21 protein-coding genes and 1 tRNA gene are annotated in these 21,599 nt (G+C 56.7%); 5 read left to right on the forward strand and 17 right to left on the reverse strand.

Translation table 11 applies throughout. From position 1 onward, the window contains the following. Window positions 1–649: 649 nt before the first annotated feature. The 12 genes from ACR0J1_RS11985 to ACR0J1_RS12040 form a co-directional block, all read right to left on the reverse strand. Window positions 650–2,548, reverse strand: coding sequence for an AAA family ATPase (locus tag ACR0J1_RS11985; RefSeq protein WP_480733052.1), 1,899 nt, complete (start codon window positions 2,546–2,548; stop codon window positions 650–652). Window positions 2,549–2,750: 202 nt separating this feature from the next. Further along, entirely contained in the window at window positions 2,751–6,551 is a 3,801-nt protein-coding gene (locus ACR0J1_RS11990; protein WP_480734533.1) for a hypothetical protein, read from the reverse strand. 194 nt (window positions 6,552–6,745) lie between these two features. Then, window positions 6,746–7,207, reverse strand: a complete 462-nt coding sequence (gene rnhA, locus ACR0J1_RS11995) for a ribonuclease HI (RefSeq protein WP_480733054.1) — start codon at window positions 7,205–7,207, stop codon at window positions 6,746–6,748. Between the two features lie 292 nt (window positions 7,208–7,499). After that, on the reverse strand, window positions 7,500–8,447 hold the full coding sequence (locus ACR0J1_RS12000; RefSeq protein WP_480733055.1) for a hypothetical protein: 948 nt from the start codon (window positions 8,445–8,447) through the stop codon (window positions 7,500–7,502). Further along, the gene (locus ACR0J1_RS12005; protein WP_480733056.1) at window positions 8,444–8,806 is read right to left on the reverse strand and encodes a hypothetical protein; all 363 of its coding nucleotides are present in this window, start codon (window positions 8,804–8,806) and stop codon (window positions 8,444–8,446) included. Before ACR0J1_RS12005 ends, ACR0J1_RS12000 begins: the two co-directional genes overlap by 4 nt. Next, window positions 8,803–9,174: a hypothetical protein gene (locus ACR0J1_RS12010; protein WP_480733057.1), complete on the reverse strand. Its 372-nt coding sequence runs from the start codon at window positions 9,172–9,174 to the stop codon at window positions 8,803–8,805. The genes ACR0J1_RS12005 and ACR0J1_RS12010 overlap by 4 nt, the downstream gene beginning before the upstream one ends. 68 nt (window positions 9,175–9,242) lie before the next feature. After that, window positions 9,243–10,097 (reverse strand): hypothetical protein, encoded by an 855-nt coding sequence (locus tag ACR0J1_RS12015; RefSeq protein ID WP_480734646.1) that lies wholly within the window; start codon window positions 10,095–10,097, stop codon window positions 9,243–9,245. Window positions 10,098–10,480: 383 nt separating this feature from the next. Beyond that, window positions 10,481–11,146 carry a recombinase family protein gene (locus tag ACR0J1_RS12020; protein ID WP_480733059.1) on the reverse strand — a complete coding sequence of 222 codons (666 nt, stop codon included), beginning with the start codon at window positions 11,144–11,146 and terminating at the stop codon, window positions 10,481–10,483. Between the two features lie 95 nt (window positions 11,147–11,241). Next, window positions 11,242–11,526 carry a hypothetical protein gene (locus ACR0J1_RS12025; protein ID WP_480733060.1) on the reverse strand — a complete coding sequence of 95 codons (285 nt, stop codon included), beginning with the start codon at window positions 11,524–11,526 and terminating at the stop codon, window positions 11,242–11,244. Window positions 11,527–11,886: 360 nt separating this feature from the next. Continuing rightward, on the reverse strand, window positions 11,887–13,212 hold the full coding sequence (locus tag ACR0J1_RS12030; RefSeq protein ID WP_480733061.1) for a hypothetical protein: 1,326 nt from the start codon (window positions 13,210–13,212) through the stop codon (window positions 11,887–11,889). Window positions 13,213–13,295: 83 nt separating this feature from the next. Continuing rightward, window positions 13,296–14,633 (reverse strand): tyrosine-type recombinase/integrase, encoded by a 1,338-nt coding sequence (locus ACR0J1_RS12035; RefSeq protein WP_480733062.1) that lies wholly within the window; start codon window positions 14,631–14,633, stop codon window positions 13,296–13,298. Window positions 14,634–14,726: 93 nt separating this feature from the next. Continuing rightward, window positions 14,727–14,812 (reverse strand) — tRNA-Leu (locus tag ACR0J1_RS12040). 145 nt (window positions 14,813–14,957) lie between these two features. Between ACR0J1_RS12040 and ACR0J1_RS12045 the strand changes: the two genes are divergently transcribed. After that, window positions 14,958–15,536 carry a YqaA family protein gene (locus tag ACR0J1_RS12045; RefSeq protein ID WP_480733063.1) on the forward strand — a complete coding sequence of 193 codons (579 nt, stop codon included), beginning with the start codon at window positions 14,958–14,960 and terminating at the stop codon, window positions 15,534–15,536. Next, complete coding sequence (locus ACR0J1_RS12050) at window positions 15,533–15,997, forward strand: disulfide bond formation protein B (RefSeq protein WP_480733064.1); 465 nt, start codon at window positions 15,533–15,535, stop codon at window positions 15,995–15,997. The genes ACR0J1_RS12045 and ACR0J1_RS12050 overlap by 4 nt, the downstream gene beginning before the upstream one ends. A 6-nt stretch (window positions 15,998–16,003) precedes the next feature. Here the strand turns inward: ACR0J1_RS12050 and ACR0J1_RS12055 are convergent, their stop codons facing one another. Next, window positions 16,004–16,588: an HNH endonuclease gene (locus ACR0J1_RS12055; RefSeq protein WP_480529813.1), complete on the reverse strand. Its 585-nt coding sequence runs from the start codon at window positions 16,586–16,588 to the stop codon at window positions 16,004–16,006. Between the two features lie 212 nt (window positions 16,589–16,800). On the opposite strand from ACR0J1_RS12055, the gene ACR0J1_RS12060 reads away from it, so the two are divergent. Together ACR0J1_RS12060 and ACR0J1_RS12065 are read left to right on the forward strand one after the other, a co-directional pair. Then, on the forward strand, window positions 16,801–17,406 hold the full coding sequence (locus tag ACR0J1_RS12060; protein WP_480733065.1) for a pseudouridine synthase: 606 nt from the start codon (window positions 16,801–16,803) through the stop codon (window positions 17,404–17,406). A gap of 31 nt (window positions 17,407–17,437) precedes the next feature. Then, entirely contained in the window at window positions 17,438–17,863 is a 426-nt protein-coding gene (locus ACR0J1_RS12065) for a VOC family protein (protein WP_480733066.1), read from the forward strand. A gap of 4 nt (window positions 17,864–17,867) precedes the next feature. Here the strand turns inward: ACR0J1_RS12065 and ACR0J1_RS12070 are convergent, their stop codons facing one another. Genes ACR0J1_RS12070 through ACR0J1_RS12080 form a run of 3 tightly spaced genes read right to left on the reverse strand, consistent with a single transcriptional unit; the run spans window position 17,868 to window position 19,494 of the window. Continuing rightward, the gene (locus tag ACR0J1_RS12070; RefSeq protein WP_480733067.1) at window positions 17,868–18,170 is read right to left on the reverse strand and encodes a putative quinol monooxygenase; all 303 of its coding nucleotides are present in this window, start codon (window positions 18,168–18,170) and stop codon (window positions 17,868–17,870) included. Window positions 18,171–18,199: 29 nt separating this feature from the next. Next, on the reverse strand, window positions 18,200–18,865 hold the full coding sequence (locus ACR0J1_RS12075; RefSeq protein ID WP_480529807.1) for an alpha/beta hydrolase: 666 nt from the start codon (window positions 18,863–18,865) through the stop codon (window positions 18,200–18,202). Next, on the reverse strand, window positions 18,862–19,494 hold the full coding sequence (locus ACR0J1_RS12080) for a DNA-3-methyladenine glycosylase family protein (RefSeq protein WP_480733068.1): 633 nt from the start codon (window positions 19,492–19,494) through the stop codon (window positions 18,862–18,864). Before ACR0J1_RS12080 ends, ACR0J1_RS12075 begins: the two co-directional genes overlap by 4 nt. Before the next feature lie 98 nt (window positions 19,495–19,592). Between ACR0J1_RS12080 and ACR0J1_RS12085 the strand changes: the two genes are divergently transcribed. After that, a complete protein-coding gene (locus tag ACR0J1_RS12085) occupies window positions 19,593–20,819 on the forward strand; it encodes an MFS transporter (RefSeq protein WP_480733069.1) in 1,227 nt (408 codons plus the stop codon). 2 nt (window positions 20,820–20,821) lie between these two features. On the opposite strand, the gene ACR0J1_RS12090 is transcribed toward ACR0J1_RS12085, so the two are convergent. Beyond that, window positions 20,822–21,598 carry a squalene/phytoene synthase family protein gene (locus ACR0J1_RS12090; protein ID WP_480733070.1) on the reverse strand — a complete coding sequence of 259 codons (777 nt, stop codon included), beginning with the start codon at window positions 21,596–21,598 and terminating at the stop codon, window positions 20,822–20,824. Between the last annotated feature and the right edge of the window lies 1 nt (window position 21,599).

The raw sequence follows: 21,599 nt of genomic DNA on the forward strand, positions 1-21,599 counted from the left end.
CACCCGTCGGATAGTAAACTCCCGTTACACCACCCGTCCCAATCGTGATAAACTCCTCTGCATACGCCGCAGGCGCTAGAAACGCAGCAGTCGCGAACGCTGTGAGGCTAACTTCAACCTTTTTCTTCATTTTTGATCTCCCTGTTGTCTTCTTCGGCAGACTTGACGACACCCGAACATCGGCACCATAGCCGCTTCGGCAACGTAAAGTATGTCAATATTTGATTTTTTCCAAAGTCTCCCAACGTCTATGAGGTTTCATTCAGAGACGGCACTTGTCAAGTGCGCCCCCATGCCGAACCTGCAAAAGCTGCAGTTTTGAAGACGTCCGGGGGATTTTCCCCGTCCAAACCGGGGCCGGGCCGACCTCAGCGGCCTCCGCCGCAAAGGGAGGAGGCTGTTCCAGAGACAATGTTGAATGTGGTGGTGCCCAAGGAGGGCTTCTGGGACTCAAACCGACACGGTGAATACCCAAAAAAATAAGGCACTTAAGCGGGGTTGAAAAGCCCTCTTTTTCAATTTGTGTGTCAGGAAGACCCCGATTTGTGTGTCAGGCAGATGATTAAGAATCGTTGGTGACGCGGTGACGGTCACCAGTGACGCAGTGTTCAGCTTCCAAACGCAACTAAAGGTGCTCGTAGAGTATCATCTAGCTCATCTGCACCTGCCTTAGCGTCTCGACAATCCCCTTCGGAATTAGTCCACTGTGACTCGCCAAGACATGCCGCACAGCGGCCTGCATGAGGTCTCCGGCGTTTCTGCCGTACTTCTGAAGCTCCGGGTATTGCGCCCTAATGGCATCCTCAATGCAGTGCCCTTGAGAGTGCATGAACCAATGTGGCAGCACGATTTCCGTCCCATCGAGTAGTGAAAGCTCTGCTGGGCCATCATTGGAAAGGTCGATCTTAGGGAACTTATTGACCGTATTACCTGGCTGTCTATTCACCTCCAAGAACGCCCTTAGGCTCGCGCAGAACCCGGTAGAAATCTCTTGTTGTTCCTCAGTGCCGATACTACCCAAGCCGACCAAATCAATTCCCTTGGCAAAGTCTGGGATTTTATCGCATTCCCCGTGCCTGTGATAAAGCAAACCGACGACGGACAGTGGGTTCAGAACGAAGTTCTCAATGGAATACCCTAGTCCTGAACCTAGCACTTTGACCGCTTTGCTCGGTTTCCTATGGCCATCGTGATCGACAATAGCGAAAGCCGTCGTGGAGCCCGCATCTCGCAGTTTGTTGCATAAGTCTATCGCAGCATCGCAACTTCCCGTCTTGTAACCTGCGCCGGAAGACAAAAAGTTCAGCGTAGGAGCGTTTGCCTCGCCCGATGAAACGTCTTTGGTCTTCATCCACAACTGCGTATAGAGTTCAGCATCGACATCGCTCTCAACGATCACTTGTTTTTCATTCGACTTTCGAATCGACAGTATGGGCAATCCGACACACAAGGTTTCCAAGGCTGCATCAAGTGTCGTCTTTTTTGGTCGTCGGGTTTCGGTGTCCATCAAATACAGCGAACCGGTGGGGGCAAGGGCGCAAGTGGTAGGCGAATGTGTCGCCACAATAACGCCGCCCTTCAAGCGCGGAAGTATAACGTCCTGTAGTGTGTCAATCATCTTGGACGCCATTTTGGGGTGCAAGTGCGCATCTGGCTCGTCAAGAAGCAAGACGTCTGGGAACGCTACATCGGTTTCAGACTGGTACAGCGCGATTGCAAGACTGCAAAGAGATTGCTCACCGGATGACAACTCACTGAAGTCAATGTTCGCCCCGTTTAACTTGCTAGTCAGCCTTGCTGAATAAGCGTTCTCCGATGATACCGGCTTGTTGATTTCGAACGGGAGGTCCATCCGTTCGAGCATCTGGTTTACGAGTTCCCAAGGCGGTCTTCCCTTCAAAGCGTAGAAGTCTTTGTCATCCAAGGCGCTTACGGGTTCGTTTTCTTGGTCACGCAGGTACCTACTAATTTGGTTAGCCCTAAAGTCCTGAAAATACCTCAGGAAAGTAGTTGAGAACGCTTGTTGGAACATTGCGCTTTGGTCGATCTGCTGAAGGTCTTCCAGACTTACCAATTGCCTGATTTCATCTTTAGTGACTTGCCGTTTACCGCCATCAAACGATTTTTGGAGGAGTTTTTTCAGGACCGGCTTCAACTTGTGGTAGTTGCTGTTCCGTTTGCAGTCTTCGTGGTACCTGGATGGTACGCGGTTAACATACTTCTCTTCTTCGGTGATACCTTGTCCAGAAGAAACCGATTGGTCGCACCATTGCAGGAGGAGAAGGTACACATCTTCACCAGTTGACGGTTCGATTCTCTCAGAACGACCGGGCGTCAATCGGGCCGACGAGAGGTATCTTGTCGATTTCAGTTCCTCACCGTCGATTTCCACTCTAATTTTTTTTGTGGGGACTGCAGGGCTACCGATTGCGCTCAGAAGCTGCGTTTTGCCGGAGCCGTTTAGCCCCGTAAGAATGACAAGGCGGGGTAGTTCCAACTCGCCACCCGGAGTGATGGACTTGTACTGATCATTGAAAACCAACTTCACTGTTCTGCCTCGTGCTAAATTCCAACAGTCAAGGAATCGAATCCTTCGCCGAGGGTTTATTGTGCCTTTGATCAGTTTGACACAGCACAAAATGTACCTTGGGTACCTATCGTTGCTAGATATAGGCATTTGGGTTTCGAGATACCATAGCGATGTGAAATACGGTCTCGATGGCGGCCACCCGAAGGTGACCGCCGTTGTCTTAGTATGAGTACCTCGGCAATCCCGAGCCCATCATTTGCAGCCCGTTCCGCAGGATGAAGGCATTCTGGAAGAACAGCGTCGAAGACAGCGCCCTCCAATCCCGCTGGCTGAAGTCATAATCGGGATTCAGGAAAGACGCTGTGACGCCCTGTCCGGCCTGCTGTGCCCTCTGGATGAGGTCTGCGGTAGGGTTGGACAGGAGCGAGTTCATCAACCCACCACCGCCACTGCGGAGGCCGCTGGAACGATAGTCGAAGACGGGTTCACCGCCACCGAAGCCCCAGACGAAGTCCACGCCCATCGGGATGAAGGACGAGAATGCGGCACGTTGGAATGCGGCCTTGCCAATGGATGAGGTCGAGAGGCGTTCTTCCAGCCACTCTTTCTTGTCGGGACGGCCTTGGGCGTTCAGAACCTGCTGACCCGCGTAGAACAGGCCACCGAAGAACATGGACGTCATGGCAGCCGAGAAGGCTTCCCAATCGCGGGCATTGACGCCAGCTAGAAGCTGCTTCGTATAGGCAGCGACCATGAACGAGCGGAACTGCATGATGGTCTTACCCAACTCGCCGGTCATGAACTCAGGCATGTTGCCGATGTCGTTCTCTTGGACCGACTTCTTCGACCAGCGATCCACACCATTGATGAAGGCGTTCTTGGCGTCCAGGTCGTCCCACTTTTCGATGTTGATGCGGGATACCTTACGGCCGATCAGACCTTCCACCTGATCGACGTGCTGCGACATCTGCGCTTGGATACGCTTCTGCATATCTTCACTGATGCCCATCACAGCCATTCGGCGGGGGTTGATGCCACGGGTGCCGTTGGCGTCATCCATAAACCGCTGTACCAGAACGCGGGCGTTCATGCGCTGCAGGGTCATGTTGATGTGGGCCATACCGGACCCTATCGACGTCGCCTTCTTGCCCTGAGCCAATAGGAAGTCCACCTTCTGGCCATTGGTGATGTCACCACTACGGCTTTCAAAGGTGCCCCCTGAGAGGTCGTCAGGACGGACGTGCGGGGATTGCCGTGTGAGGTCGGTGCCGAAGCCCCAGATCGCCTCAATCTCGTTGAACATATCGTCCGAGAAGGTGCCGCCTGAGCGGGCCGTCTGGAAGATCGACCGCAGGGCTGGCATGTGGCGCACCATTCCGGTGACCCCAGCGTTGCCCAATACGTTTCCGATCTCGGCCAACTGAGCGATACCCAACTGGCCACCAATACGAACGAAGTTGTAGTCCCGCAGGCGACGCATCCAATCATGGCGACGGAAGTGTTCCTGTTGCGGGATGCCCTTCACGCCCTTGTAGAGCGTTTCCAGCTTGCGGAGTTCGCCGTTCAACTGGTTGGTGGACATATTCAGGCGCTGTGCTTCGTCCCTGATGTACCCCTTGATGGTTTCCCATGACGGAGCGTGACGGGGCATCGTGCCGTCTGGCAACGCGACCTTGAGGGTGCCGAACGCTTGTTCGATGTGGCCTGCCCCAAAGACACCACGAGCGTAGTCATTGAAGACTGCTTCGATGTCATTGTTGAGGAAGTCTTCGATGCGCAGCGTCTCAGTCGAACCATCCGGCATGATGCGGTCCATGCTGAAGGTCTCGTCCAGATCAAGCCGCATACGGGCAACCCCAAGGCGACCCTCTTGGCTCGTGTCTTTCCGGCCCTCCACTCGGGAGCGGATACCGGCGACGTCATCGGCTTTCATTCCGGTGTCCAGAAGGAGTTCCTCAAGGAGGTCTCCATCGGCACCTGAGAATGCCTGCATGTGATCGAACGAGCCGTAACGACGGCTGCGGATGGACTTCACGTAGGCCGCGCCCAGCTTGAGGGCGTCTTCATAGTCGAGTTCCGGCTCACCCATCGCCCGCGCAGCGTTCTGATTGCGGAGCTTCTGGTTCTGTTTGACCATTGACCGGGCGACCAACTGGTTGATCGTACCCTCGCCATGTCGTTCGATAAGCTCGTCCAGCCGCTCAACGCGGTGCTTTCGGGTCAGGTAGTTGGACTTCTCGGCGATGTTGTCGAAGCCACGGACGTTGTTCTCCTTGGCCCACTGCAGCAGATCGGCATATTGCGTCTTCACTTGCTGGGCAACGGCGCGGACATTGGGGTCCAGTGCGTCGTCGATCTCCCGGCGAACCGCGATGCCCACGGCTTCGTTGAACTGAAGGCGGGCGGCGGGTCCGTTACGTTTGAACCAACTCAGGTCTTGCGACTTAGCCCAATTCGAGAAGGCTTCGTTGTAGACGCGATAGAAACGGGCTCCTGTGACGCGCATGTCGCGGGCCAAGTTCTCAGAGGCTGCACGGGTGACAACCGAGTCATCCACGTTACCCACCGCATCCTCGCCAAGAAGACCAGCGACACGGCGGACGATACCGCTCTCAGATGACTTCAGACGCCCTACCATGTCGATACGGGTCTTCACATCCTTGACCACAGGGACGTTCTTGAGGGCCGGGACCAGCTCACCTACAGTGTCAACGGTACGGGCTGCATCCTGAGAGGCCAGCGCCACCTGTTCAGACACCGAGAGGTTCGGGTCAATGGGCTCTGCGCGGGCAGCCGAAAGGGAGCCGTCTGGTGAAAGCTGACTTGGCAGTGCAGTCCCCATAGGGGTGTCCACACCATCCAGAACCTTCTCCATCGCATCGGCCAGTTTCTGGTCCGTGCTTGAGCGGCCCAAAGCACTGAACGCGCCACCCAGGACGAAGCCTGCAGCAGCCGCGTAGCCCACGTTCTCGTAGTCCATGAGAGGGTTCTGAGAAACGATGTAGCTTTCGATACCAGCGTTCACTGCCGAGGCGGCAGCGCCACCCCGAAGGAAGCGGCCCAGACGGCCGATTTTGGCACCGTAGATGAAGGGCGCAGCCGAGCCTTCGGTGACCATAGAGATACCGATAGCTGCCGGGTCGAGGAGCGCAGCGCCAACCCGCAGGCCGGTGCCGGTCCAACCGAGTGAAGCCATCTTCTGGTCCAGTTCAACGAACCGCATGGTTTCTTCACGGAGCGACTTCGCATGATCCAACGAGACAGCGTCATTGAAGACGTCATGGTACTGTGACGGGATGTCAGCAGTCAGGTTTCCCCAGATTTCATCAGTCAGGACAAAGTCCTTATCGACAGAGTAGCTCTCACGGCCAAGCTGGCGGGCAGCCTGATGGGATATCCAAGTCTCGTCGATAGCCATAGAGAGGCCATCCCAGAAGGATACGCCCCCGGCTTCCGCAGCCTTGGCATCATCCTGTTGTGTGCGGAAGAAACCCGTGGAGGTGACCTTAGATGTGTCGGCTCCGGTGTAGCTGTCGTCTGCGCTCAAGGATGCCAGCTTGATCTGGCGCTCCTGTTCTGCAGGGGTGAACGTGCGCCCGCCGCCGCTCGGGGTTCCACCGGGGAACTCCCATTCGGCACCGGTACGGCCTGCTTCAAGGGCCTGAGAGACAACGTCAAGGCCCACTCGGGAGGCGTTGAGGCCGTCCTTGTCGTAGTGGCTTCGGCCACGCTTCGGGCCGGTCGCGCGGGGCAGTGCTGCCCACTCCATCGACAGGTTGTCCATGAAGTGGTCATCAGTCATCTGACCGTTGATCCACTTGTTGTATCCGCGACCGTTCAACAGGTGCATGCCCATGCGGTCCTGAAGGTCAGCGTCGAAGATTTCGTCGCCGGTCAGGCCCATGTCGCGCACGGTTGCGTTGAAGGTCTTGGTGATCATCTGGTAGCCACCTACGGCCACCGATTTGGAACCCCTGCGGGCTGCGTCACGCTGCCATTGTTTGATCTCGTTCACGGTCATCTGAGTGACCTGCTTTGGGGGTGCCATCGTCGCATAACGACTGTAGTCGTCGTAGCCACGGGAGGTTTCGGCCCCACGGATGAGGCCGAGGATTGCTGTATTGGTTTCCATGAAAGGTCTCTCTTTGGGAGGGCTGATGCCCCTGCCTGAGCGGGGACACAGTAAGTCTTTATCGGGATAGAACTGCGCCTAAATCACGCGGCCTTGTTGGCTGCAGCGAATGCCAGTGCGTCTACTTCTTCGTTTCGCGGGTCACCGGCATGTCCACGGAGCCACACCCAGCGAACGTCCATCCCGTCCGACAGAGCGATTAGTTCTTCCCAAAGGGCGCGGTTCTCAACAGGCTTGCGTCCGGCTTTGCACCAGCCGTTGGCGACCCATTTTGGCAACCACTCGTTCATCCCCCTGACGAGCAATTGGCTGTCTGAGTAGATGGTGATCGAAGCTTGTTCGTCCCGCTTGATCTGGCGAAGCCCGAGGATAGCGGCGGTCATCTCCATACGATTGTTCGTTGTCGATAGCTGACTGTCTTGAACAACACGTTTTTTGACTTCCACCGCGCCTTCATAGCGGCGCACCACAGCGGCACATCCGCCTCGCCCCGGATTTCCAAGACAAGAGCCATCTGTGTGGATTGTGATTTCGGTGCCCGTCATAGATCAACCTGATCTGCCGGTGTCTGACACGGTTTCGGGTTGTGCGCTGGTCGGGGGATGGACTTGATTGCCAAACCCTTAATACGCTGGGCTGAAGATTTGCATTCTGCCTTTGCGGCCAAAGCGTAAGTCTCAGGCGTGGTACGCTTGGCTTCGTCTTCGATAGCGTTTCGTTCCATCTTTTGGCGCAGACGGAGCTTGTTTGCGGGGCTTAACCTTCGCTGGTTTTCGAACATTGGGCTTCTTTCGCGGTCAATGAGGGCCAGCCCGCAGGCCAGCCCTAAAGGGTTTGTCAGATGAACTTGATGAGCTTCGAACGCACGGCGACATTCCACGGCGTCTCGCCACCATTGCGGTCGATCACAATGACTTGCCCGTCTTTGGCCATGCGGTAACGATAGCCCGCCTCAGTCAATGCCTGGGTAACTTCTGTCGGGTCCAAACGGTCGAGGCTTTCAACGGCCATCTGGCGCACATCGTCCAGCTTGGCGGTGTCGTTGTGCATGAACAATTCTTGAGCGGCTTCCTTCATCAGTGAAGCTGCTCTCGGGTTGCTGTTCAGAAGCCCTTCCAAGGCTTCCTCAGAGACCCCAGCCTCCCCAAACCGGGTCATGCTGGTGTCATAGAAACCATGCCAAGCCTGACTGACCAGAGCCTCGGCTTCAGCAGGCTCAACACCGATACCATGTGCGATGCGTTCGATGGTGCTGTCATTGATCTCGCCCGAGTGAATGGCCTGAGTGACTGCCGAGTGAATGCTGCCTTGGTCGATACTGGTGACCAGCTTGTCCATCGCAGCTTCGCCTTCAATCCCGATATGGAAATCCTCAGGGGCGGTTTCGGGGGTTTCAGTTTGAGTGGCTTGAGGGGCGTCCTGAAGGCTTGCCTCGCGGTATCCACCTTGGCCATCCCTTTGGACAAACCCCATAGAGATTGCCGTTGCGATGTCGGTGCGCATGCCGCCGATGTCCACCGTGTCCGTGTCGCGCAAGGAGCGCGAATGGATAAGACCATTTCCAGCATCGCGGACAGTCGCCAAGATGCCGGTCCCCCGGTCTTGGTTGCTGTCTGCCTGATACTCGCTCGGGTTCTCTACGGTAGTTGTCATCTCGCCATTGCGAATTGTCACCTCAACCGGTCGGCTGGTTTCGACAATCGGCCCGCCTCGTCGGTCTCCTGATGCGATGTTGCTTGATGTGTTGGGCTGTTCGTTGCCCGTTGCGTCATACCATCCGGTCATGATGGGGTGTCCTTTTCGGTTTGCTGGTGTTTTCTGAATTTGGTCAAGGCGGCGTTGATGTCAGATCGCAATTCAACGTCGCTAGGGTTCAGCCCCACCTCTCGGGCGAGACATTTGACAACGCCACGACGAAGGGCGCGTGGGTTCTGGTGCTTTGTCAGGGTAATCCAAGGTCTGTGCGGCTGGTCGCCAGTTCGCTTTTGGAAGGCGTAGCCGGTGCTTTTGACGGAGGTCACCAGACGGTATTCCCCATAGGTGTCGATGAAGTGTACGTTGGGGTGGTTGTCTGAGCGGTCTGAAGGCGGCCTGTGGTTGTCCCTGACGACCTTTCTCAATCGTTCTCTGAGTTCTTGCCTCATGACGATTTCCCCTTGAAATCAGGCATGCGGTCCACGGCTTTGATGCCTTCAGCCACCATTAGGCTGATGACCTCGCTAAGGGAGACCTCATCACCTTTGTTCTTCAGATAACGACTTTGGAAGATGTGCGCGGCGTGGACCACTTCTGGTCGGACTTTCAGGTTTGCCCACAGGTGGCCCTCCTGTCGTCCAGTAGCTTCGCGGCGATCTTCAAGCCAGTTGCGCTGTATTGATGCCCAACGCCACGGGCCAAACAGAATGCGCGCGCGGTCGTTCAGTTGTCGCGTGAAACGGGTTCGAGATTTCTCCCCAAGACCCTGTCGGGCATGCTTAGAGGGCCGCTTGGCGGCGGTGTGTAAGGTCTTCATAGATTTTCCTTGAGGTTTGGTGGAGGTCTGTTGTTCGCCCTTATCCCCATGAGTTCCGGGATTTTACTTTAGCTGTCGCACGCGGAGGGACGGCCAAGGAGTGTTAGGGAGTTGAAGTAGTCAGGTCCGGCCCCTTCATGAATGACCTTCGCCCATACAACGGGCCACGAGGTCTCGGGCGAGAAATCATCGCCATGGTCAATCCAATCGTCTGTTTCCGGTGGATGGTGGGGCCTGATCTCTCGAAGCTCACACTTGCATGCACGTCCACATAGGCAGAATTGAACTTCATCCGGCTTGATGGCCGTTCCATCATTGAGTCTCGGATTTGGCCCTACTGGTGCCAGAGGGTCTAGCTTCGTTTCTTTGTCATCGGGAAACGAGGTAGCCCTGAAAACCGGCTGTAGCTTTACTGGCTCCTCTCGTGCAGGAGACCAGAAATCTGCGTTTCTGCCGTCAGTGAATAGGTTGTCCCTCATCCAATCAGCAAAGAAACCTGCGAGTATCTTGTTGTAACCCTTTCGGGAATTCTCGACCAACTCAATGAAACCTCGCGGGCTGATGAACGCGCCTCTGTTGCGGCGACCATCAGGGAACCTGAACGGGGTTTCTTTGATCTTGATTATGTCGGGCGGAGACACACGCTTTAGGGTTCGTCCAAATCCGCCCTTTGCATGTTCCGTGAACCGGGCGAAGCGCAACACATCAGACCCGTGGAACCAGACGTTTCCGTTGGAGACCAATATGTCTATGTCCTCACCGTTGTGGCTGAAGACATGACGGGTGAAGACATCAGTGAACAAGGGGGCATTGTTAATATCTGTGAGCATAATGAGCATGTCCCTTTGGGGGCGGCTAAAACTGCCCGTAGAGTTGGTTAGGGGTGATGATTGATATCGGTCTCCTCCGGCGAAGCCGATCATGGTCTTCCTAATCAAGGAGATGATGGAGGTTTCAGCCCCTCAAACTACCTAAAGGGTTACGGAGGGTATTTCCGGGTGGGTATCCCGCCACATAGTGAGCAAAGCCGGTTAACTTGGGTCCAACTTGCGAAAGTAACTGATTGAACACCCCACCTAACAGACAGGTTTCGGAGATTTGAAACGCTTGCTGCGCCTGTCTTCTTCTATGGGGTGGGTAAATCGCTGCAACAGGCCGACCGCACACCACACTAGCGACACCCTCGGACCTTTCCTTGACCGAGACTTCGGGGCTTGCTGAAGGCCCCTATGAGGGCGATACCGAGGGTGCAGCTAGGGTGGCGCGGCTGTGTGGGGCTTTGGGGTGGGTGAATTGGCCTGAAGCCTCAGGATGTTTGCTCCAGTCTCTCTATCACCCGCTTTACTTGTGACGCCTGCCACTTGCCGCCACGCGCCGTTGGCACCCCTGAGGTGTTTAGTGCTTCCGCTATCTCTCTGAGGGATACGCCTTGTGCCCTGAGAGGCAGCACAGTTTTGGAAACCCGCTCCGCTCTGTCTATGGCGTTGGCCTGTATGGCCTTGTTTCTTGCCTCAGTCTTTGGTCGAAGGCCACCAAGTTTTTTCCCCTTGGCTTTGACCTCCGCCAATGCGGCTTTCGTCCGAGCGGATATGAACTCGCGTTCTTGTTCAGCTAACGCAGCGTAGATGTGAAGCTGGAAGTTGTCTGCATAGGGCATTGAGGCCACCCTGAGTTTCACCTTCGGGTCATCCATAATGGTGGCGATGAAGGACACCTTGCGGCTTAGTCGGTCCAATTTAGATACCAACAATTCAGCGCCGTTGCTGCGAACAAGTTCAAGCGCCTTAGCAAGTTCTGGTCTTTCACTGGTCTTGCCGCTCAGTATGTCTTCGAACTCACCTAAGATTTCGAATGGCTCCTCAGAGTAGTTCTCTAGAAAAAGCCCTATGTCCCGCTTTTGCGCGTCAATTCCATGCCCGGACCTTCCTTGGTCCTCGGTACTGACTCTGCGGTAAATGACATACTTTTTCACAAGAAGACCCCTTGCTGAGTGTTTCACGAGGGGCCTATCATCTCACTGTTGCAAATGTCAACGAAGGTTGTGACTGTTACACAGCTATCCGAGGGCTATTCGGTTGTGACCAAATCAGCGCCTTTGGTTTCCTTGCGGTGGTATGTAAACATGGCTTGAAGCTTCCAAAGATCGACGGTGACTTCATCGCGGCGGTCACTCTCGGCCTTGAAAGCAGCAGCCTGCGAGTAGCGCAGTATCAGAAGATCAAGGGGACCAACGCGGAAGTCAAAGATATGTTCTGGGTCGGTAGTCTCGCATCTGGGCGCAAAGCAACGCGGAGTTGTCACGTACAGGTGAGACACGAAAGAGCCAAAGCGAAGGTCGAAGAATTTCAGCATGAAGGTAATCCTAGTTTTGGTAGTGCTGCATCGTTGTGATGCAACGCCTAGATGAGTCATGCGCGAATCCCTGTCAACCCATTGATTTAGCTCCACTAATGGGAATGTCCCGCAGGTGGAAACAAGGTGGATTGACGGTGCCCCTAGCGGGGGGTGATGCGCGGCATCCTATTCTATCTCGGGCTCTCAAATTTTTGCGTCAGGAATGTTTTGCTTTCAGAATGAACCCCTCGTACCACCTTCTTGGTCGGTTTTCAGGCACCCTTTCAATTGGCGCTAACTTCTGTTCGGGACAGATTCCGTCCTTCAATCAGGACTGCCGCGCAAACAAACCCACCCTTAATGGCGTGTGCGACACTTCTATTTAGGCGGTGCCGCCATTTTCTTAACCCCTTTGGGGCCAAACTCCATTGTAGTCCCATCTGGACCTATTTTTGCCGACGCTGACAACCCAAGAAGCGCACGTAAGGCAGTTGAAGCTTGGTCTTCTTCACTAGGGCTTCCTTCTCGGTTGGCGAATAGTCCTGTAGTCACGCTGTTTAGCCAGGTTTCAGGCACTTTGCCGCCATGCTCATTCTCCATTTCGAGAACCGACTCAATAATCCAATTAGAACGCAGAATATCGTAATTGAACTGGTCTGCTTCTTGCGCCGCCTTAACCTCACTAAGGTAGAGTTTTCGAAGCCAGTCGGCGGCATACAACAGCCCGCCAACGGTCAGGAGCGAAGAAAGCACAGATTTGACTATCAGGTACCAATTTATTGTGGAAAGCGCGCTCTCAGCCATTGCCTCGACTTTGGCAACATCAGCACCTCCTTCTCTAACGACCGAAAGCAGTCGGACAATATCGCCGTCGTTTATCGCCATTTGGTTGATTGACTGGTACGTGAAGAAAGCCCCAACTCCAGATGCTATTAGCGCGACAAACACCACGTAGATGCTGTAAGCCTTTGCTCCGGCGGGCATGTATTCGCGCAAACGTTCGGCTGCAGATTTTCCTGTCATGGCGGTCTGGAGCGAACGCCGCCTCGCCTTGTAGGACTCAAGCTCCAACTTCTTTCTTTCGGCTTCAAGTTCCTGCAAGGACTCCTCATGCTGTAGCTGTCGAGCATCCTCCTTAGCTTTAAACTCAGTCTCCATTTCCTGCCGCTTCTTGGTAAGCTCAGCTAGTTGGGTATTCAAAGAGGCCAGCATTTGCCGATGCGCCGCGCCAAACTCGACAATTTGTTGAGGCAGTAAATTAGACTCATCGCCGCCTGCGGTAGAAGGAACTTGATCTGCTAATAACGCTGTCAATATCTCAGCCGCGAGGCCAGCATCATCCCAGTTTACGCGATTAGCTTCCCCAAAAATCAGAGAAAACTGATCATAGTGAGGCGAAGGTCGTTTTTGCGAACCCTGATCAATCGTACGGGAGAACGTTACAGAGACTGGAACATTTTCTGCAGAGGTTACCTTAAGGACGGCACTTTCGACCACATATTTTCCCGTCCAATCAGAAACGTCTTCGATATCACTGGAGGCAACATTGACTACCCCGCCAATCGAATAGTTCCAGTGGTTTACTTTGGCATTTTTAGAGTCTTCGACTTCATTGGGGATTACTGCTCTCACAACGCGCTCAAATGCCTGATGCAATGTGAGATCGTCAATTTTCGGAACACGGCGAACAACTGGATTTGGCAATGAAATAGTTCCCTAAATTCGGCGCTCTACGGCGACGCTGTTAATGTGCTTGAGTTGGCGGTCTTCTGCAAGAACCACTAGGCTCACAACCCAGCTTCCAGCATCCACTCCCGGTCCACCGTCAGGCGGTCGTCAACGCCCCCGTAGGTACTCGCTCCGGTGGCGGCTATGGTGTGCCCCATCACTCGGTCAATTGTCTCCTGAGGTGCCCCTGCAAGGCGCAGTTTTGCGCTGACTCTGTGGCGTAATCCGTAGGTAGTTGTGTCCTCCAAATCGGTTACACTCCTGATGTGGTTATTCAATGTGGCCGATAAAGCGTCACTAGACCGCTCATGCTTACAGTACCGAGGAAATACTGGGTCGGACGGTTTGCTGCCCTCCATAGCACGGACAATCTCTTTCGCAGCTACCAGTGCGTCACCTATCAGGGGAATAGCTCTGTCCCGCGAGTCAGTTTTCAAATCGCCCCTAAGACTATTTGGCCTAACTTCAAGGACTTCCCGCTCGATATCAATGTCTTGAAGTTCAAGGAAAGCTACTTCTTTCACATGGGCCGATGTACCCGCCATCAGACACCAAGACCAACGCAGAGCATCGTTGTCTTTTACGCCTGCAAGTTTAGACTGTGTCTTCTTGACCACGTCATCAGGGAGCGGTGGCCGCTTTTCGATCTTACGTCCAACTTCCTTGGGCAATTCCAGCTTGGCGAAGGGATTGCTGGCCCTGCCCTCAAGGTCCAATTCGGTGATGCCGAGGTTTACCATTGCCTTGATGGTCGTCAGATCGCGCCGGACGCTCTCGACGGCCAACGGTGTTCCATCAAATTTCTTCAGGCCAAGAAGGTAGTCTTTGACATTCCGACCGTGTTCCCTTCGCAGATCGACAAGAGGGAGTTCCTTTAGCGGCCCCAGAACGGCTTCCATTCGCTCCTTCGTTCGAGTGAACCGGACTTTCTTCTGGTGATTATCCTTTACCTTCAGATTGAGGTACATCTGAGCGGCATCCTGAAGGGTCGCCTTGGGTGGTTCTGCTTTGGGGTTGAGCAGGGCTTTTACGACGAGCGGGTCGGCCTCTCGCTTTTTCAGGTCATCGCCTATCAGGCCCCGCGCTTCATGCTCATCTAGGCCCGTAACGCCCTCTAGAAGCCCTTCTGCCTCTAATAACGCATCTTGCCACTTAGCGAACGGACTACGGCTGTCTGCGCCCCTCAGGCGCTGTCTGGCATCATCGACCAACCGGTCGAACTCACGAAGCACCGCCTCGTATTCGATCTGCATCTTAACGCCTTCGCGATTTTTTAGCGTGACCTCCATCGGTGCTTTGCCAAGAATTTCTTCGCAGTCCTTAGGAAAACGCCTCCTGAAGCGCAGAGCGCCGCTTTTTCTGGGGTCAATATGCTTCAATTTCACGGTAAGACTCATAGGCTTGTGTCCCGCTTGTGTGTCCAAATGTGTGTCAGGAGGCAAGCCCAGAACCCTTATTTTCAAGCATATACAGCTCTAAAGGGTTTGATGTGGTGCCCAAGGAGAGACTCGAACTCTCACGCCCGTGAAGGCGGGGGATTTTGAATCCCCTGCGTCTACCATTCCGCCACTTGGGCCACGCCAACCGAATTAGCCTTCAACCGGCGGAAGGTCCAGAGGCAAAAAACAACCAGCCCGCCGATTGTTTCACGGGCAGAGGTTGACCCCTTGGCACGCGCGTGCTTTGGCTTGGCCCAAAAGTTACCCGGATATTTGTGCCTTATGCTGCGATCTCTTTATGACTGGACCATTCGTCTGGCCGAGCACCCTCATGCTTTATGGGCGCTGGCCATCGTCGCCTTCGTCGAAAGCTCGTTTTTTCCGATCCCGCCGGATGTGCTGATGATCCCGATGATCCTGGCGCGCCCCTCGCGTGCGTGGCTGATTGCCACCGTCGCGCTGGTTGCCTCGGTGCTGGGTGGGATGCTGGGTTACGCGATCGGCGCGTTCTTCTATGAAAGCATCGGCCAGCCCATTCTGGAATCCATGGGCAAGGCAGAGGCGATGGAAGAATTCAATCATCGCTTCAATGACTTCGGCTTCTGGGCTGTGTTGGCTGCGGGCATCACTCCGTTTCCCTACAAGGTCATTACGATCATGTCCGGCTGGACCGGGATGCCGCTGGGTACATTTGTCGCCACCTCGATTCTGGCCCGCGCGCTGCGGTTCTTTGTGGTGGCCGGTCTGCTGTGGAAATTCGGCGAACCGATCCGCGACTTTATCGAAAAGCGGCTGGGTCTAGTCTTTACCGTCTTCGTTGTCCTCCTGATCGGAGGGTTTCTGCTGGTGCGATACCTATGACGCTCAAGAAAACACTCATTCTGATGGCTGCCGGGGGATCGGCGGCCTTGCTGCTGGGGGCTTGGGGCTTTCAGTATCTGGGCGGCATGGCACCCTGCAAGATGTGTATCTGGCAAAGATACCCTCATGGCGCGGCCGTCATTCTGGGGCTCTTGTTCTTTGCCTTTCCGCGCGTGGGTATCCTGCCGCTGCTGGGCGCGCTGGCCGCCGCAACGACTGCCGGTCTGGGCTTTTTTCACGCGGGCGTGGAAAAGGGCTGGTGGGAGGGGCCGTCCTCATGCACCTCCGGCGATATCAGCGGCCTGTCCACCGACGACCTGTTCAACCAGATCATGAACGCCCCGCTGGTGCGCTGCGACGAGGTCCCGTGGGAGCTGTTTGGCATCTCGATGGCAGGTTGGAACTTCCTCGCCTCGGCCGGTTTCACACTGCTCTGGCTGATTGCCTGGCGGTTGCGCTAAGGCTGCTCAAGCGTCCAGTTCAGCATCCCAGTAGAGGAAGTCGATCCAACTGTCATGCAAGTGGTTCGGCGGGAACTTACGACCAATGTTGCGCAACGCCTCGGCATCGGGCTGACGCGGGGGCTTGTTCAGCGACATCCCGGCCTGCCGCAGCGATTTGGACCCTTTGCGCAGGTTGCACGGGCTGCAGGCTGCAACGACGTTCTGCCAACTTGTGACACCCCCGGCGGCGCGAGGGACAACGTGATCAAAGGTCAGATCACCGCGGCTGCCGCAATACTGGCATTTGAATTCATCCCTCAGAAATAAATTAAAGCGCGTGAAGGCCACGCGCTTTCTGGGTTTTACATAGTCTTTCAACACAACGACCGAGGGTATTCGGATCTCGGTACTGGGGCTGCGGACCACTTCGTCATATTCGGCCACGATGTCCACCCGGTCCAGCCAAGCGGCTTTGATCGCCTCCTGCCAGGGCCAGAGGGACAACGGATAGTACGACAAAGGGCGGTAATCAGCGTTCAGAACCAATGCCGGATGATGCCTGAGCGCACCGGGTTCCCTGACAAATTCGGTCCTGAAGTCTCCGTCCATAATAGAATCGCTCCTCGCTCTGTACTGCCCGTTTGTGACATCAGAGCGGGGAACACCCGCCCCGGCCTTAGCTCAACTATATCTCGTGTTAAATCTCTGACAAGTACCGAGTTCACACAACATCTCGGGTTCTTGTTATGGGCAATCCGTAACGGATATGTGACACTTATCCACAGGTTGCGCTGATCTGGCGCGGGCGTTATGGCGGGGTCATGTCATGGTTCATTCGTTTCAATAAACCCTTTGATGTGCTGCCGCAGTTCACGGACCGCGCCAATGCCGACTCACCTCGCAGCACACTGTCGGATTTCATCGACCTTCCCGGCGTCTATCCCGCCGGGCGTCTGGACCGCGACAGCGAAGGTCTGATGCTATTGACCGACAACGGGCGGCTGCAGGCGCAGATATCCGACCCCAAGCACAAGATGGCCAAGACCTACTGGGTGCAGGTCGAAGGCCTTCCCGATGCGGCTGCGCTGAAAGCGCTGAGGGATGGCGTCGCATTGAACGACGGTCCCACCCGCCCTGCCAAAGCGCGCCTGATTGATGAACCCGAGGACCTCTGGCCACGCACCCCACCAATCCGGGTGCGCCAGACCGTGCCCGACTGCTGGCTGGAGCTAACACTCCGCGAGGGCCGCAACCGCCAAGTGCGCCGGATGACGGCAGCCGTGGGTCACCCGACCCTGCGTCTGATCCGCGCCCGCATCGGAGACTGGACCCTCGACGGGCTTGCGCTCGGACAGTGGGACAGCCTGCCCATGCCCACCCTCAGCGCGGCGCCACAACGCAAACGCGACCGCCGCCCGCGCCGGTGACAAAAATCGCGCGATGTGATAGGTTTAGGGGATGAAGGTCACACCAGACATCCCGGCCCCATCGGCCATTCTGGAAGCCGCGCTTTACGTCGATGATCTGGACGCGACCGAGGAGTTCTATGGCCAGATACTGGGCCTTGAGAAAATCCAGCGCGTGACCGATCGTCATGTATTCTATCGGGTCGGGGGTTCGGTCCTGCTGCTGTTCAACGCCGTTGAGACCGAGAAACCGCCCGGCAACCCCGCCCTACCCGTCCCGCCGCATGGCGCCCGCGGGCCGGGCCATGTCTGCCTTGTGCTCAGCCGGACTGAGATCGCCGTGATGCGCAAGCACCTGTTGGACTGGAACGTTCCCCTGGATGCCGAGTTCGACTGGCCCAACGGGGCCCGGTCACTTTACGTGCGCGACCCGGCTGGCAATTCGGTCGAGTTTTCAGAAGGTCATTTGTGGGACTGACCAGTTAGCGGAGCGGCTGTTTCTCGCCCCCGATCACGCGGTATATTTCGCTGGAGGTCACGCCGATCTCGCCCAAAGCAGCCTGAAACGCGGCCATATGAGGCGTTGCGAAATGGGCTTCAAGCGCGGCTTGATCCTGCCATTCCTCGTAAACCCGAAACCGAGTCGCATGACCCAGAACCTGACTGAATTCATAGATCAGGCAACCGGGTTCTCTCAGGGTTTCCGCAACCATTTCCAGCGCCGCGGTCGATGCTTTCTCGACCCCTGCTTTAGAGACTTCTACCACTCCTGTCACGATCAGCATCACATGCTCCTTTGGTAAACGCCTTAAGATCAGAGGCTCAGCTTATCCCGCATGAAGGCAAGCGCCACGCTCAGGCCATCCGGCGCGATGCCATGGCCCGTGCCCTTCATCACATGGGCATAGACCTCTTTGAACCCGGCACTCTGCAGCGCCTCTGCTGCTTCGGGCAGCGATTGTGGCGGCACCACATCGTCGGCATCGCCATGGACCAACAGAACGGGCATCCGGCTAACCACCTCATCCGGCAACAGATCCGGCTCCAGCAGCCGACCCGAGAAGGCGACGATCCCGGCCACCGGGTCTTCACGGCGGGGGGCGACGTGCAGGCTCATCATCGTGCCCTGGCTGAAGCCGAACAGAACGACCTGTTCGGGCAGAACGTCTTCATCCACCATCAGCGCATCCAGAAAGGCGTTGAAATCTTCGACCGCCATTTCCATTCCGCGCCGGGCCTCTTCCTCGGACGAGCCATCGATCCACGGGATCGGGAACCACTGAAACCCGTTCGGCATGCCTGCGATCTGCTCGGGCGCATCGGGGGCCACGAACAGCGTATCCGGCAGGTGTTCGCCCAGCGGATCGGCCAGACCCAGCAGGTCGGCCCCGTTCGCACCATAGCCATGCACAAACACCACGACCGAGCGTGTATCCCCCGAGACCGGCTCTTTCCGGAGCGCATTCAAAACCCGTGTCATCTGATCCCTTCTCTGTCTTTGGAGACCCGGTAGTAGGCCCACAACACCCGCGCCGCAACCGATCGCCACGGCGACCATGCTTCGGCCATCTGGCGTAACTCTTTGTCTGTTGGTCGTTTTGGCAAGTCATAGAGGATGCGCGCCGCCTCTTGCAGGGCCAGATCGCCCGGCGCAATCACATCGGCGCGTCCCAGTGAAAACATCGCGTATATCTCGGCGGTCCAGACTCCGATGCCGGGCACCTCGGTCAGGATCGCCACCACCTGATCATCCGGCGCATCGCGCAGCGCCCTGTAGTCGATCCGCGCCTCGGCCAGCGCACGGGCATAGCGGATTTTCTGACGGCTGAGCCCAACCGCGCGCAGATCATCATCCGTCGCCCACATGATCTTGCGCGGGCCGGTTAGCTTCGCATCCCTCAACCGTTTCCAGATCGCATTGGCCGAAGCCACGCTGACCTGCTGGCTGACAATCGCGCTGAGCAGCTGGGCAAACCCATCCGGCTTGCGCCGTAGCGGCAGAGGTCCGGTCTGTTCCATGGCATAAGCCATCCGCGGGCAGGCCCCGGCCAGCCACTCGGCCCCTTCGGTCACGCAGTCCGGTGTTTCGATGATGCGTCCGACGGACATGCGCTCTCCGATAAGTGATCCTTGTCCGCACGTTAGGCGGATGTGCCGCATATGCAACCCGCTTGTGCCACATCGCAATCGCCGATAACCATTTGCCCATGACACTGATCGCTGCTTCCCCCAACGACACTCAGGCCAAACGCAATGTCGCCGTACTGGTGGCCGCGCAGGCTGTGCTGGGGTCGCAGATGCCGATGATGTTCATTGTCGGCGGGCTGGCGGGGCAATCGCTGGCCAGCAATGCGTGCCTCGCGACATTACCGATCTCACTGATCGTTCTGGGCTCGATGATGGCCGCCACGCCGATCTCTGCCATCATGCAGCGCTGGGGACGGCGCGCTGGATTCTTGGTCGGCTCAACCGCGGGTGCTGCGGGCGGGGTGATCGGCGCCTATGGCCTGTATCTGGGTTCGTTCCCGTTGTTCCTTGTCGGCAGTTTCCTGACCGGTATCTACATGAGCGCGCATGGCTTCTATCGCTTTGCCGCCGCCGATACGGCGTCTGACGCCTTCCGGCCCAAAGCCATATCCTATGTCATGGCCGGGGGGCTGGCGGCAGCGATCATCGGCCCTCAGATCGTCAAGCTGACCTCGCAGGCCTATGTGATCCCGTTTCTGGGCACTTATCTGGCCGTCATAGCGATCAACGTCTTCGGCTCGGCGCTGTTCTTCTTCCTCGATATCCCGACCCCGCCGAAGCCCACAAAGGATGAACCCAAAGGCCGCACCCGGCTGGAGTTGCTGAAAACACCGCGCATCGCCGTCGCAATCATCTGCGCCATGGTTTCATACGCGTTGATGAACCTCGTGATGACATCGACGCCTCTGGCCGTTGTCGGCTGCGGTTATACCGAGGGCGACGCCGCAGATATCGTCACCAGTCACGTGCTGGCCATGTACATCCCCAGTTTCTTCACCGGCCATCTGATCGCGCGGTTCGGGGTCGAGAAGATTGTGGCCCTTGGGTTGTTTATCCTTGGCGGGGCTGGCATCGTCGCGCTGCAAGGCGTTGATCTCGGAAATTTCTTCGTCGCCCTTATCCTGCTGGGCATCGGCTGGAACTTCGGCTTCATCGGGGCGACCAGCATGCTGGCGGACTCGCATGAGGTGCATGAGCGTGGACGCATGCAGGGCCTGAACGACCTACTGGTCTTTGGCGGCGTCACTTTCGCCTCGTTGGCGTCCGGAGGGCTGATGAACTGCTCAGGAGGTTCCGCGGTCGAGGGCTGGACGGCGGTCAACCTCGCCATGATCCCGCTGCTGACGCTGGCAGGCGGAGCGCTGTTGTGGCTGGTGCTGAGGCCTTCGGACCCGCAAGCAGCCTGATCTTACCAGCGCCCCGTCGCCGCTGTTTTCATCAGCGAAAACCGGCGGCGGATTTCACCCTGCGCCAAAGCCCCTGCCGCCACGCGTTCGGGCCGTGCCAAGGCGGCCCGCAACACCCATTCGGTCTGCCACCCGGCATAGAGCGCAGGCCGCGCTTGCGCACTGACGTCCTTGCGGGCCTCGCGTGCACGCGCCAACCGGTCCAACGCCATCTGCGCCAGCGCCCGAACACCATCCTGCGTCCCATCGAGCAGAGGAATCCTGCCCCGTGCCTCAAGCTCGGGGATAGCCCGGAACCAGTTTGCAATCCCCGCGGCATAGCCAAAATCGCGCAGCACCGCCTCGTCCGCGGCCCCCAAAGCCTGCGCAGACACCACCATCAGCGTTCCGGCGCTGTGATTGATATACGCTTCAAAATGCGCCTCGTCCTCGAACGGATCACGGTAGACATCCCAACGCCTTACGGCCACATATTCATCCAACTGCGCCGCCAGATGAGGCGAGATCACACGGGACAAAGGCGTCACAACCTCGTGCCGCCGCACTGTTGGGCCTTCGGCAATCTCCTGCAACGCATCGCGCCACCATTGCAGGCGCATCTCGGCGATCATGCTTTCCTGTGTCACCCAAGGCGCGCGCGCCACCTCGACATTTAGCGCATAGATCGGAAACAAAACCGTCCGCGCTGCCACCGGCGCAGCCATCGCAGCCATGAAACGATCCGGATGGGCCTTATGCACCAGCGCCGCGCAGGCCTTTATATCGTCGTCGAATTCCACG

It is taken from the genome of Ruegeria sp. CJ3 (assembly GCF_056536725.1).